Genomic DNA, 13269 nt, shown 5'->3' with positions numbered 1-13269 from the left:
CCTCAGCCGCGCCGTCGGGACAGCGGCCCGAGGGAGTCTGCGCGGTCGAGCCGCTCGGCGAGGAAGCGACCCTCGTCGTCGAGGTCGAAGGTGAAGCTCGACGCGAACGCCTGCTGGGTCCATGAGCCCTCGGGGTGCTCGAGGGCCGACCGGCTGCGCACCGCCGTGAGGTCGTGACCGCGCAGGGCCGAGATGAGGTACTCGTTGCGGGCCGTGTAGGCATCGGGTCCGAGCGCGAAGACGCGCTTGGGCGTCCGGCAGAAGGCCAGCGAGAAGAGGCCGCTGCCGGCGAAGCCTGCGATCGTCCCGGCGGCGCGGAAGAGGGCCACCTGCTCGGCGAGCGGGTGGTCCTCGGGGTGGACGACCTCGAAGCCTCGATCGACGAAGAACGCCTCCACCTCGGCGACGTTGTGGCACGAGCGCTTGAGGGAGGGCCGACGGGAGACGAAGATCCGGCGAGGGCGCTCGCGCTTTTCGGCCGAGGCGACGACGTGGTCCCCGACGCGGTCCCAGATGGCCGCCATGGAGGGGTGGACGAAGCGCGGCAGCGAGAACATGCCCGTCGAGGTGTAGAGCCGCTCGGGTCGGCAGGGGGCCGTGAAGACGTGGATGTCGTCGGGCGTGATCCCGAACGCACCGAGGATGTCGATCTCGAAGGGCGCGAGGACGGCCGGCTCCCGGTCGTGCTGGAGCGTCAGGAGCACCTTGACGTCGGGTTCGAGCTCGCGGACCCGCGCCCAGGCCCACATCCGGCTCAGCTGCTCGGTCATGAGGTGACCGAAGTGCCCCGGCCACTCGGAGTCGAGGTGGAACCAGGCACCGGGCAGCTCGTCGGGGGCGCTGATGTCTCGCCGCACCGTCCCGAACCGGGGCGCGCGCTCGACGACGTAGACGTTGGCGATCCGTTCCATCCAGCTCTGGCGGAACGTCTCGGGAAAGAGGATGTCGTCTCGCGTCACGATCTGCCCGCGTGAGCACGTCGGCGCGTCGTAGCGCCGCAGGACCATCTCGGGTACGGCGAGGCGGGACTGGACGTAGGGGTCGGCCTCCCGGTTGACGTCGTAGGCGCACGTCGCGGTCCACGTCACCGGCGGCAGGGCATCGAGCCGCTCCCCGAGCTCCGGCCGCCCTGCGAGGACGGCGTCGACCTCCTCCTCGCGCAGCTTCGGGGCGACGCGCACGCCGTTGACGACCCGGAGCACCTTGCTGTGGACGTGGACCTGCTCGAGCGAGCGCCCGAGCCCCTCGACGTCCCGGTAGGAAGGCGCCTCGGCCCGGTCGTCGTGGAAGTCGCGGGTGCGTGCCTCCAGCGCTGCGGCCACGAGGCCCCACAGGTCGCCGGCATAGGCAGCCTCGGGCGGCAGGTTCTCGTTGGGCAGGGCATCGTCGACCGCGATCCGGGTGCCGCCGTCCGATGCCGTCAGCGACGCGGAGAGACGCTGCAGGAGCAGAGCCTCCGGGCCCGGGGTGGCGGCGGAGTCCTCGACCGGGTGCGGGACGAGCCGGCGGGCGACGTACTCGCCGCCCCGGCGCAGGTGCATGAAGACCCGCTGGAAGAGCAGTGCCTGGTCGTTGCCGTCCTCGTCGGACGCGTCGACGACGAGGTCGAAGGGTCCTTCGACGGTGAGCCGCGCATGCGTCGTCGAGGCGTCGTCGGGCAGCTGCACCGTCGACACGCGCAGGCCCGGCCACTGGCCCGCGAGGATGGTCGACCACGGTGCGGCGTCAGGGCCGCCCACGACGAGCACGGCGCCGTCCGTGCGCCCCTGCAGGGCGTCGACGACGACCTCCATGGCGGCGAGGTGCGGCCGCACGTCGGCCCACCGCTGCTGGTCGGCGCGCCGGACCAGCTCGCTCGCCGGGTGCACCGCCGGCTCCCCCACGGCGGGGTCTGCGGCATCACCGTCCGTGGGTCGCGTGGCTGGCACAGGGGACATCCAAGCACGCCCTCGCCACCGGGAGCGTCAGGACGGGACGGTTGCCGGAGAGCTCACAGGCCGCGCTCAGCCCGAGTGCGTCGTGACGCCGTAGCGGCCCCGGGAGGCCAGCGCCCAGCGGGCCGCGGGCACCGACACGAGCGCGATGACGACCATGAAGGCCGCGAGGACCAGCCAGCCGGTCTCGCCGAGGTCGACACAGAGGTAGGTGACGACCGGCGGAGCAACGACCGCGAGGACGCTGAACCCGAGGCCGGCGAAGCCTTGGTACTGACCCTGCCGCTCGTGCGGCGCGAGGCCCATCTGCAGTCCCCACTGCCCACCCGAGCCGATCATCTCGCCGACGACGTGCACGAGGGAGCCGGCGACCAGGGCGGCGACGGCGAGCCACGTCGACCCCCTGTCGGCGAGGGCGACGATCGCGAAGCCTCCGGCGATCCACCACGCCCCACGCACGAGCGCCCGGGCGCCGGCCACGACGGAGTCGGCGCGACGTGACAGCCGGACCTGGAAGAGCGCGACGGCTGCGGTGTTGATGACAAGCAGGACGGCCACCATGACCGTGGGCGCGGCCGTGTGGGCCGAGACGTAGAGCGCGAGGCTGAGCTCCATGACGAAGAAGTGGAGGGAGAAGAGCCCGGTGATGACGGTGATGACGACGTAGGGCCAGTCGCGGATGACCGCGAGCCGCGGCTCGCCGACGGCACGCGCGTGCGGGGCGATGTCGGGCAGCCGCGTCGAGTTCCAGGCGGCGAACGCCGTGAAGACGGCGTTGAGGACGAAGACGGTGACGTAGGCCCACCGCTCGTCGATGATGAGCGCCGCACCACCGAAGACCGACCCTAGGCCGAGCGCCGTGTTCGTGACGGCCCGGAGGTAGGCCTTGAAGAGCACTCCCCGACCACCGGTGGCGAGCTGGGCGATGACGCCCTGGTTGACCGCGCCCGCACCCCGTTCGAAGAACGCGAGGACGCCGAGCAGGAGCGCCAGCATCCACGGGGTCGTGGCCAGGACCGGCGGCGCGCTGAAGACGGCCGCGCCGACCATGAACGCCGTGAGCACCCGGCGCGGGCCGCGCGTGTCGCCGAGGTGCCCGGCCGGCACCTGGACGACGATGCCGACCACCGCCGACACCGACATCGCGAGCGCCACCTCGGTGGCGCTGAAGCCGACCTGGCGGGTGAAGTAGAGGGCGCTCGTCGTGAGGACGGCGCCGGCGCCGAACCGGTTGGCGAACGACCCCAGCGCGAGGATGCGCAGGTCGCGGTCCACCGGGATGCCCCGCCGGGTCAGCGGTTGGGTCGTCGTCGACGTCATGACACTCTCCTCGTCCCACATTTCTCTCGACGTCAAGATATCTGGCGGTGGGCACATCGGTGCAAGTCGTTATCGACCGTCGCATATGGTGCTGGGGTGTACAGCCCCAACTGGATCGAGCTCGACGGCGTCGTCAACATGCGTGACCTGGGAGGCATGGTGACAGCCGGTGGCGACACCGTCCGACCACGCCGGCTGCTGCGCTCCGACAACCTCCAGGACCTCACCCCCGGCTCCGTCGACGCCCTCGTCAACCGCTACGGCGTCAGTGACGTCGTGGACCTGCGCACCGACGTCGAGGTCGCCAAGGAGGGCGACGGCCCGCTCCGCGCGCTGGACGGCATACGACACCACCACCACACGCTCTACCGCGAGGACACGACCGAGTCGGGCATCCCGGCCGCGGAGCGCGCTCTCCCCTGGGAGACCGACGAGCGCCGCGACGCCGCGGCGGCCGACGCCGCCGAGCGCAACGGCGGCCACCGCCCGAGCCACGACCAGTTCTGGTCGGAGCACTACCTCAGCTACCTCGCGAGCCGCCCCGACTCGGTGGTCGCGGCGCTGCATGCCATCGCCTCCAGCCAGGGCGCGGCCATCGTGCACTGCGCCGCCGGCAAGGACCGCACCGGCACGGTCGTGGGACTCGCGCTCAAGGTCGTGGGCGTGCCCGACGACCTCGTCGTGGCCGACTACGCGGCGTCGGCCGAGCGCGTCGCCGCGATCATGGACCGGCTGCGCGCCAAGGAGGCGTACGCCGCGAACCTCAAGGACAAGACGGTGGCGCAGCAGTCGCCGACCACCGACACGATGCGCCTGCTGCTCGCCACGCTCGACGAGCGCTACGGCGGCCCGCTGGGCTGGCTCGACTCCCAGGGCTGGACGGCGGCCGACACGGAGCGCCTGCGCCGCAAGCTCCTCGAGGCCTGAGCCGCCACGGCCCATGGCGTTGGGGCGACAGCCCGACGGCACCACAGAGGCTGCGGCTGTGGCTACTTCTTCTTGTCGCCCTTGTCGCCGTCGCTCGACAGCGCAGCGACGAAGGCCTCCTGCGGCACCTCGACCCGTCCGACCATCTTCATGCGCTTCTTGCCCTCCTTCTGCTTCTCGAGGAGCTTGCGCTTGCGGCTGATGTCGCCGCCGTAGCACTTGGCGAGCACGTCCTTGCGGATGGCGCGGATGTTCTCGCGGGCGATGATCCGCGAGCCGATGGCGGCCTGGATCGGGACCTCGAACTGCTGGCGGGGAATGAGGTCCTTGAGCTTGCTCGCCATCATGACGCCGTACGCGTAGGCCTTGTCCTTGTGGACGATGGCCGAGAAGGCGTCGACGGTCTCGCCCTGGAGCAGGATCTCGACCTTGACGAGGTCGGCGACCTGCTCGCCGTCGGGCTCGTAGTCGAGCGAGGCGTAGCCGCGGGTGCGCGACTTCAGCTGGTCGAAGAAGTCGAAGACGATCTCGGCGAGCGGCAGCGTGTAGCGCATCTCGACGCGGTCCTCGGAGAGGTAGTCCATGCCGCGCAGGTTGCCGCGCTTCTGCTGGCACAGCTCCATGATCGCGCCGACGAACTCCGACGGCGCGAGGATCGTGGCGCGCACGACCGGCTCGCTCACCTCGCGGATCTTGCCGTCGGGGTACTCGCTCGGGTTGGTCACGTGCACGGCCTTGCCGTCGTCCATCGTGACGTCGTAGACGACGTTGGGCTGGGTCGAGATGAGGTCGAGGTCGAACTCGCGCTCGAGCCGCTCGCGGACGATCTCGAGGTGCAGCAGCCCGAGGAAGCCGACGCGGAAGCCGAACCCGAGAGCCGCGGACGTCTCGGGCTCGTAGACGAGCGCGGCGTCGTTGAGCTTCAGCTTGTCGAGGGCGTCGCGCAGGTCGGGATAGTCCGAGCCGTCGATGGGATAGAGGCCGGAGAAGACCATCGGCTTCGGGTCGCGGTAGCCGCCGAGGTCCTTGGAGGCCGGCTTGCTCGCGTTGGTCACCGTGTCGCCGACGCGCGACTGTCGCACGTCCTTGACGCCGGTGATGAGGTAGCCGACCTCGCCGACGCCGAGACCCTTGCCGGGCACCGGCTCGGGGCTGATGACGCCGATCTCGAGCAGCTCGTGGGTCGCCCGGGTCGACATCATGACGATCTTCTCGCGCGGGCTGAGGTTGCCGTCGACGACGCGGACGTAGGTCACGACACCGCGGTAGGTGTCGTAGACCGAGTCGAAGATCATGGCGCGCGCCGGGGCGTCGGGGTCGCCGACGGGGGCAGGAAGCGTGCGGACGATCTTGTCGAGGAGTGGCTCGACGCCCTCGCCGGTCTTGCCCGAGACCCTGAGGCAGTCCTCGGGCTCACAGCCGATGAGCTTGGCCAGCTCCTCGGCGTACTTCTCTGGCTGGGCCGCCGGCAGGTCGATCTTGTTGAGGACCGGGATGATCGAGAGGTCGTTCTCCATCGCGAGGTAGAGGTTCGCGAGGGTCTGTGCCTCGATGCCCTGGGCGGCGTCCACGAGGAGCACCGCACCCTCGCAGGCGGCCAGCGACCGTGACACCTCGTAGGTGAAGTCGACGTGCCCCGGGGTGTCGATCATGTTGAGGGCGTACGTCGTGCCGTCGAGCTCCCACGGCATGCGCACGGCCTGACTCTTGATCGTGATGCCGCGCTCGCGCTCGATGTCCATCCGGTCGAGGTACTGCGCGCGCATCGCGCGCGCGTCGACGACGCCGGTCAGCTGCAGCATGCGGTCGGCCAGCGTGGACTTGCCGTGGTCGATGTGCGCGATGATGCAGAAGTTGCGGATCAGGTCCGGCGGCGTTGCGTTGGGTGCCAACGCGGATCGGGCCATGGGCGACACGTGGGACGAACCTCGCAGAGTCAGGGTGACGGGGATGGTGCTGGTCGGTGGGCGGGCGGCGCTCGAGTCAATCGAGCCGCTCGGAGTGCCCCCGCAGCCCCCACAGTCTCCCATGCTTTGGGGATCTGCCGCTCACGCCCTCGTGGCCCGCGCCGACCACCGACCCGAGACGTGACGCACAATGGCGGCCATGCGCGCCCAACCCATGCAGGTCCTGCCCGTGGCCCCCGGGTCGCACGTGCCGCTGCGCCGTCACGTGCGGCACCCGCGGGAGATCCTGACGCTCGTCGTCGCGATCATCGCCTCGCTGCTCCTGCTCCTGGCCGCCTTCGCAGAGGTGTCGGCCGCCATCGACGAGCAGCGCACGCCGGACGTCTACGCGCTGGCGCTCGTGTTCGCCCCGCTGCTCGTCTGGTTCGCGCGCGGGCAGCTGTGGGCGCAGCAGCGGCTCACCGGCATCAAGCTGACCCCCGAGCAGTTCCCCGAGGCGTACGCGATGCTCGTCGACGCCGCGAGCCGCTCTGGCCTCTCCTACGTACCCGACGCGTACGTCGTGCTCGGCAACGGTGTCATCAACGCGGCGGCGTCCGGCCACGGCTTCCGACGGTTCGTGTTCGTCAACAGCGACCTCCTCGAGGTCGGTGGAGCAGCACGCGAGCCCGACGCGCTCCGGTTCGTCATCGCCCACGAGGTCGGGCACATCGCCGCGGGTCACGTCAGCTACTGGCGCATCCTCGGCACGTTCGCCTCCCAGTGGATCCCGCTCGTCGGGTCGACGCTGAGCCGGGCCCAGGAGTACACCGCGGACAACTACGGCCACGCTCTCGCACCGCAGGGTGCCCGGTCGGCGATGGCGACGCTCGCCGGAGGCAAGTACCTCGGCCGGTCGGTCGACGTCGACGCGATGGCCGACCGCGCCGTCACCGAGCCCGGCTTCTTCGTGTGGGTGACCAACGCCGCTGCGAGCCACCCGGTGCTGCTGTGGCGCATGCACGCCCTGCGCGACCGACGCCGTCCGGGGCGGCTGCTCTGGCGCCCGAGGGAGCCGTGGCTGTGGGGCACTCCCGCGGCGCCCGGCGCCTACGCCCTGCCCGCCATGGTCGGCTTCTCGCCGACGCCGCAGCCCGAGGTGCTGTCCACCCGGCAGGTTGCCGATCGCGTCCCCGTCGACGCCGTGGCCAACACCGCGTCGGGGGCCCTGTCCAGCGCCGTGCCGTATGCCGTGCCCGCCGTGGTGACTGAGGGCGCGGACGCGGCCCCGGAACCTCGTCGCGACCCGACCGGCCAGCCGGAGCCGGTCCGTGACGACCGCTGGCGCCCCTGACCCGTCGGGCGAGCGCCCCGCCGCAGTCGAGCTGGGCGCTTCGCCCCAGTCGAGTGAGCGCACCGTCCCAGTCGAGTGAGCGCCCCGTCCCGCCGTCAGGCGTTCGTCGTGGCCGAGACGGCGGCAGCGTGCTCGACCTGACGCCCGGAGCCGGTGGCAGCAGCACTCGCGCGGCGCTCGAGCACCGCTGACAGCACCGCCACGCCGACACCGAGCACGGCGAGACCGGCACCGACGAGGCTCGGCGCGCCGTAGCCCCAGCCCGCCGCGAGCACGATCGAGCCGAGCCAGGCGCCGAGGGCGTTCGCGGTGTTGAGCGTCGAGTGGTTGAGCGCGGCCGCGAGCGACTGCCCCTCGTGCGCGACGTCCATGAGGCGCGTCTGGAGCAGCGGCACGACGATCGAGGGCAGCAGACCCAGGACGAAGACCATGACGACCGCGAGCCAGAGGATCTGGGCGGCCCACCCGAAGAGGGCGAGGAGCACGGCGATGGCCGCGAGCGCCCCGATGATCCCCTTGAGCACGCCGACCCGGTTGGCGACCCGGCCGCTGAGCACCATGCCGACGACCATGCCGACGCCGTAGGCCGCGAGGACCCACGCGATGTAGCGCTCGTCGAGCCCGGCGAGCTCGGTCATGGTCGGGGTGATGAAGGAGTACATCGCGAACATGCCGCCGAAGCCGACGACGCCGATGAGGAGCGCGAGCCAGACCTGGGGCCGGCGCAGCGCCTGCATCTCGGCCCGCATCGACTCCTCACCGCTCGGCGGCTGGTGCGGCAGGAAGACCGCGATGGCCGCGACGGTCAGGGCGGCGATGACGCCGACGAGGACGTAGGGCAGGTGCCACGAGAAGCGCTGCCCGAGCAGGGTCGCGAGCGGCACGCCGACGACGTTGGCGACACCGAGGCCACCGAGGATGGCGGCTACGGCCGCCGTGCGGCGCCGGTGCGACACGAGGGACGCGGCGACGACCGAGCCGATGCCGAAGAAGGCACCGTGCGGCATACCCGCGAGGAAGCGGGCAGCCATGACGGTCGGGTACGTGTTCGCCGCGAGGACGGCGAGGTGCGCGACGGCGAAGAAGGCCATGAGCCCCATGAGCAGACCCTTGCGCGGTGCCTTGGCGAACGCGATGGCGATGAGCGGCGCACCGACCACGACGCCGAGGGCGTAGGCGGAGACGTAGTGCCCGGCGGTGGCGATGCCGACCCCCGTCCCGTCGGCGATCTGCGGCAGCAGGCCCATCGTCACGAACTCCGTCGTGCCGATGGCGAACCCACCGACGGCGATGGCGAGGATGGCGAGGGTCGTGCGGCGTGCTGCGGGACTCACAGGGCTCTCCGGGTTCGGTCGTTCGTCGGCATCCACGATGGTGGCGGCGGGCATGAGTGGTGCGGATCGCCGTCGACCCGGTCTCGGACCCCAACGGTAACGGTGCCGCGGCTACGGTGATTCCCATGCCCAGCACCTTCGAACGCCTGGTCGGTCGCCTGCGCGGCCTCGTGCGAGCCTCGCCCTCAACGACGCGCACCCGTTCGTCCGCGCCCAGCGCGCCGCAGCGTCCGGCTGCCACCTCGACTCCGTCCGCCACCGCGAGGCCCTACCCCGGCGACGCGACGACCTTGCCGGACACCACGTATGCGCCGCGACCGGACGGCCGCCCCGATCCCGGCGAGATCGTCTGGACCTGGGTGCCCTACGAGGAGGACCACAGGCAGGGCAAGGACCGGCCGGTGCTCGTCATCGGGCGCGAGGGCGACTGGCTCGTCGCACTGCCCCTGACGAGCAAGGACCACGACCGCGACGAGCAGCAGGAACGGCGCTCGGGCCGCGAGTGGGTCGACGTCGGCACCGGCGCGTGGGACGGCCGAGGGCGCCCGAGCGAGGTCCGGGTCAACCGGCTCGTCCGGGTCGATCCCGACGGCGTGCGCCGCGAGGGTGCCGTGCTCCCCCGCGACCGCTACGACGAGGTGGTGGCCGCTGCGCGCGCCCACCACGGCTGAGACGCAGATCGGGCCCGTCACCACGAGGTGACGGGCCCGTTCAGACGAGAGGGTGGTGCGTCAGAGCGACGCGACCTTCTTCGCCAGCGCCGACTTCTTGTTGGCAGCCTGGTTCTGGTGGATGACACCCTTGCTGACAGCCTTGTCGAGCTTCTTCGAGGCGGTCTTGAGGGCCTCGGCAGCAGCGTCCTTGTCGCCGGAGGCCGTGGCCTCGCGGACCTTGCGGACCCACGTGCGAAGCTCGCTCTTGACGGCCTTGTTGCGCTCGGTGCGCGTCGCGTTCGTCTTGATGCGCTTGAGCTGCGACTTGATGTTTGCCACGTTGATGGTTTCTTTCGTTCGGTCGGATGGTTGCCGTTAGAGGGCGGCAAAGCTGCTCGGGACCGGGCGTGGGGACACCCTGCGTGAGCGGCTCTGGATGGTGCATGCATGCGCGCACGACCTGAGCGCGCACGCAAGGGTCAAAGTTACCAGCGGGCGGGGCGCTCGACCAAACCGGAGGTATGCCGTCCGGCGCTGTCCGCGCGGTCGTCCGGTGAGCTCGACCTCAGCGGGCCGCTCGCGCCCGGGAGATGGTCAGGATCGCCCGCTCGACGGCGTACACGGGGTCGCGGCCGCCGCCCTTGACCTCGAAGTCCGCGGCTGCCACCGCCTGCACGGCGACGGCGAGCCCGTCCGCGGTCCAGTGGCCGACGGCGCGGCGGGCCTTGTCGATCTGCCACGGGGCCATGCCGAGGCTCTTGGCGAGCTGGGCCGAGCTGCCCCGGCCGGCCGCGCCGACCTTGATGAGCTGACGCAGCTGCGAGGCGATGACGGCGACGATCGGGACCGGGTCGACCCCGGTGGCGATGGCGTGTCGGAGCAGGCGCAGCGCCTCCCCGGAGTGCCCGGCGATCGTCGCGTCGGCGACCCGGAAGCCCGTGGCCTCGACCTTGCCCCCGTGGTAGGTGTCGACGACGGCGTCGTCGATCGTGCCCTCGGTGTCGGAGACGAGCTGGGAGCAGGCCGCGGCGAGCTCGCGGACGTCCTTGCCCACGGCCTCGATGAGGGCCCGCACGCCCTCGCTCGTGATCTTGCGCCGGGCCGCCGAGAACTCCTTCATGACGAAGTCGGTCTTGTCCCGGTCGGTCTTGATGGCCGGGCACTCGATGACGCGGGCCCCGGCCTTCTTCATCGTGTCGAGGACCTTCTTGCCCTTCATCCCTCCCCCGTGCGCGACGACGAGGCCGACGTCGGGGTCGGGCGCCGCGAGGAGCGCGAGCAGGTCGAGCTGGAGCTCGTCGGGCGACTCATGGAGGTCGCGCACGACGATCGTCTTGGCGCCGCCGAAGAGCGAGGGGCTGGCGTGCATCTGGAGGGCGCCGGACTCGTAGGTCGCGGCCTCGATGCGGATGACCTCGACGTCGGCCTCCTTGGCGCCGGCGAGGACCCCGGCGACGGCCCGCTCGACGAGGACGCCCTCGGGGCCGGTCACGAGCACGAAGGGAAGGATGGCCGGGTCGGTCATGGCCGCAACTCTGCCATGCGACGGCGACACCGCGGGACGCCCGGGATCCCGGCAAGCCCGCTGACGCGTGTCAGTCGAAGAGGGCGCCCGACGCGATGGTCAGCCCGAGCTGCTCGACGCGAGCGGCGATCGTCTCCTCGGGCAGCTCGAAGTGGTCGACGAGCTCGTCGAGCTGCATGCCGGTCTCTGCTGCGTCGCGCAGCTCCTCGTCCTGCTCGTCGGTCCACGCGTGCCCGGACGTCACCGCACTGCGCGAGGAGACCGGAGCCGGCGGGGCCACCGCGACCGGCCTCGGGTGCTCCGTGCCGTCGGCGTCGGACCGGGCCCCGGTGAGCGACCGCAGGGCCGGCTCCTCGACGGCGACGGGCGGCGGCGCCATGGCGTCGAGCCGGGCCAGCGCGGAGAGCACCATCTTCCTGTCGGTCGTCGGGTAGAAGGGGGGCAGCGAACGCTGGAGGAAGCCGGCATACCTCGCCGTCATCATCCGGGAGTCGAGGAAGGCCACGACGCCGCGGTCGTCGGCACGGCGCACGAGACGTCCGGCGCCCTGGGCCAGGCGCAGCGCGGCGTGGGTCGCCGAGACGGCCATGAAGCCGTTGCCGCCCATCCGCGCGATCGCCTGCGACCGGGCGGAGGCGAGCGGGTCGTCGGGTCGCGGGAACGGGATGCGGTCGATGATGACGAGCTGGCACGACGAGCCCGGCACGTCGACGCCCTGCCACAGGGTGAGCGTGCCGAAGAGACAGGTGCGAGGGTCGCGCGCGAACTGGCGCACGAGGGTCGTGATCTGGTCCTCGCCCTGGCAGAGGACCGGGATGTCGTCGCCGAACCGCGCGCGCATGACCTCGGCGGCCGTCTGGGCCGCCCGCATCGACGAGAAGAGACCGAGGGTGCGGCCTCCGGCAGCACGCACGAGCTCCTCGATCTCGTCCAGCGTGTCGTCGCCGGCGCCGTCACGGCCGGGCGGCGGCAGGTGGGCGGCGACGTAGGCGATGGCCTGCTTCGGGTAGTCGAAGGGGCTACCGACGTCGAGGCCCTGCCACGTGGGAGCGCCCTCGCCGCGCAGCCCGATCGTGCCGGCCACCGCGTCGAACGTGCCGCCGAGCTCGAGCGTCGCGGACGTGAGGACGACGGTGCGCGCCTCGAAGACCTTGTCGCGCACGAGCATCGCGACGCTCATCGGCGCGACGCGCAGGACCGGCCCGCGGCGCTGGTCGCGATTGAGCCAGACGACGTCGAGCTCGCGCTCCTCGAGGATCCGCTCGGCGTTCTCGTGGATCTCGTCCACGGCGGCACGGGCCACCTGGCGGGCGCCGTCGGCCTCCTGGCCGGGCGGTGGCTTGAGGTCGCTCTGGACGGTGCGGGCCGTGTCACGCACCCGGGCGAGCGCGAGGCCGACGGAGTCGGGGATGCCGAGCATCCGCCCCTCCTCGAGCGGCTCGAGCGCCTGGGCGAGCATCTCCCCCGCCTCGTCCATGGCGGCGGTGTTCTCGGACATGCGACCGGCCTTCTTCGCAGCCGTCATGACCATGGTGCCGGTCAGCTCGTCGGTGATCGTCGCCGTGACGCGGTCGACGAGCTCGTGGGCCTCGTCGACGACGAGCACGTCGTGCTCGGGCAGCATCTGCCGGCCCTCGAAGGAGTCGATGGCCATGAAGGAGTGGTTGGTGACGATGACGTCGACGTCCTTGGCGGCCTCGCGGGCGCGCTCGACGAAGCACTCGGCGACGAGCGGGCACTTGCCACCCATGCACTCGTGCGCCGACACCGAGACCTGCCGCCACGCGCGCTCCGAGACGCCGGGCACGAGCTCGTCGCGGTCACCGGAGTCGGTCGTGCTCGCCCACTCGCGCAGCCGGACGACCTCCTGGCCGAGACGGCCGACGGCGGCGTCGACCTGCCCGACCGACAGCAGTCCGTCCTCGTCGTCGGGGAAGCCACCCTCGAGCTTGTTGAGGCACACGTAGTTGCGCCGCCCCTTGACGAGGGCGTAGGTCGGTCGTCGCCCGAGCACGGGCGCGAGCGCATCGGCGACCCGCGGCATGTCGCGGTCGACGATCTGTGCCTGCAGCGCCAGGGTCGCGGTCGCGACGACTGCCGGCTTGCCCGCCTCGAAGGCGTGCGCGACGGCGGGCACGAGGTAGGCGAGCGACTTGCCGGTGCCGGTCCCGGCCTGCACGAGCAGGTGCTCGCCGCCGTCGATGGCGTGAGCGACGGCCTTGGCCATCTCGACCTGCCCGGGGCGCTCGGCACCGCCGACCCCCGACACCGCTGCGTGGAGGAGGTCGTCGAGCGCGGGTCGCTGAGGCATTGGATCAGCGTATGCCGCAGGGCCG

The 13269-nt window shown here is 71.7% G+C and carries 10 protein-coding genes; 3 read left to right on the top strand and 7 right to left on the bottom strand.

Translation table 11 applies throughout. From position 1 onward, the window contains the following. Nucleotides 1-2: 2 nt before the first annotated feature. Nucleotides 3-1937 (bottom strand): glycosyltransferase family 61 protein, encoded by a 1935-nt coding sequence (locus AC1DW8_RS12750; RefSeq protein WP_478094420.1) that lies wholly within the window; start codon nt 1935-1937, stop codon nt 3-5. A 66-nt stretch (nt 1938-2003) separates the two neighbouring features. Continuing rightward, entirely contained in the window at nt 2004-3254 is a 1251-nt protein-coding gene (locus AC1DW8_RS12745) for an MFS transporter (protein WP_478094418.1), read from the bottom strand. 96 nt (nt 3255-3350) lie between these two features. Between AC1DW8_RS12745 and AC1DW8_RS12740 the strand changes: the two genes are divergently transcribed. Continuing rightward, entirely contained in the window at nt 3351-4181 is an 831-nt protein-coding gene (locus AC1DW8_RS12740; RefSeq protein WP_056824885.1) for a tyrosine-protein phosphatase, read from the top strand. Between the two features lie 62 nt (nt 4182-4243). On the opposite strand, the gene lepA is transcribed toward AC1DW8_RS12740, so the two are convergent. Continuing rightward, complete coding sequence (gene lepA / locus AC1DW8_RS12735; protein WP_056780165.1) at nt 4244-6088, bottom strand: translation elongation factor 4; 1845 nt, start codon at nt 6086-6088, stop codon at nt 4244-4246. 199 nt (nt 6089-6287) lie between these two features. Here lepA and AC1DW8_RS12730 point away from each other — a divergent pair, with 199 nt between their 5' ends. Continuing rightward, nucleotides 6288-7421 (top strand): M48 family metallopeptidase, encoded by a 1134-nt coding sequence (locus AC1DW8_RS12730; RefSeq protein ID WP_478094415.1) that lies wholly within the window; start codon nt 6288-6290, stop codon nt 7419-7421. A 95-nt stretch (nt 7422-7516) separates the two neighbouring features. Here AC1DW8_RS12730 and AC1DW8_RS12725 read toward each other — a convergent pair whose 3' ends face one another. Beyond that, on the bottom strand, nt 7517-8755 hold the full coding sequence (locus AC1DW8_RS12725) for an MFS transporter (protein WP_478094413.1): 1239 nt from the start codon (nt 8753-8755) through the stop codon (nt 7517-7519). A gap of 125 nt (nt 8756-8880) precedes the next feature. Here AC1DW8_RS12725 and AC1DW8_RS12720 point away from each other — a divergent pair, with 125 nt between their 5' ends. Further along, on the top strand, nt 8881-9426 hold the full coding sequence (locus AC1DW8_RS12720) for a type II toxin-antitoxin system PemK/MazF family toxin (protein WP_056780361.1): 546 nt from the start codon (nt 8881-8883) through the stop codon (nt 9424-9426). Between the two features lie 60 nt (nt 9427-9486). Here AC1DW8_RS12720 and rpsT read toward each other — a convergent pair whose 3' ends face one another. The 3 genes from rpsT to AC1DW8_RS12705 all read right to left on the bottom strand — a co-directional run bounded on the left by rpsT (nt 9487) and on the right by AC1DW8_RS12705 (nt 13244). After that, nucleotides 9487-9747 (bottom strand): 30S ribosomal protein S20, encoded by a 261-nt coding sequence (gene rpsT / locus AC1DW8_RS12715; RefSeq protein ID WP_020142594.1) that lies wholly within the window; start codon nt 9745-9747, stop codon nt 9487-9489. A gap of 226 nt (nt 9748-9973) precedes the next feature. Beyond that, nucleotides 9974-10933 (bottom strand): DNA polymerase III subunit delta, encoded by a 960-nt coding sequence (holA, locus tag AC1DW8_RS12710; RefSeq protein ID WP_442297423.1) that lies wholly within the window; start codon nt 10931-10933, stop codon nt 9974-9976. Nucleotides 10934-11003: 70 nt separating this feature from the next. Further along, nucleotides 11004-13244 carry an ATP-dependent DNA helicase gene (locus AC1DW8_RS12705; protein WP_478094409.1) on the bottom strand — a complete coding sequence of 747 codons (2241 nt, stop codon included), beginning with the start codon at nt 13242-13244 and terminating at the stop codon, nt 11004-11006. Nucleotides 13245-13269 lie beyond the last annotated feature (25 nt).

It is taken from the genome of Terrabacter sp. P2_E3 (genome assembly GCF_056403915.1).
The sequence above is the reverse complement of the archived record's forward strand: the minus strand, read 5'-3'. Positions and strand labels throughout refer to the sequence as shown.

Coding starts and splice junctions, on each gene's coding strand:
- AC1DW8_RS12745 (WP_478094418.1), bottom strand. CDS start 3,254: ATGACGTCGACGACGACCCAACCGCTGACCCGGCGGGGCATCCCGGTG.
- holA (WP_442297423.1), bottom strand. CDS start 10,933: ATGACCGACCCGGCCATCCTTCCCTTCGTGCTCGTGACCGGCCCCGAG.
- AC1DW8_RS12705 (WP_478094409.1), bottom strand. CDS start 13,244: ATGCCTCAGCGACCCGCGCTCGACGACCTCCTCCACGCAGCGGTGTCG.
- AC1DW8_RS12730 (WP_478094415.1), top strand. CDS start 6,288: ATGCGCGCCCAACCCATGCAGGTCCTGCCCGTGGCCCCCGGGTCGCAC.
- lepA (WP_056780165.1), bottom strand. CDS start 6,088: ATGGCCCGATCCGCGTTGGCACCCAACGCAACGCCGCCGGACCTGATC.
- AC1DW8_RS12720 (WP_056780361.1), top strand. CDS start 8,881: ATGCCCAGCACCTTCGAACGCCTGGTCGGTCGCCTGCGCGGCCTCGTG.
- AC1DW8_RS12750 (WP_478094420.1), bottom strand. CDS start 1,937: ATGTCCCCTGTGCCAGCCACGCGACCCACGGACGGTGATGCCGCAGAC.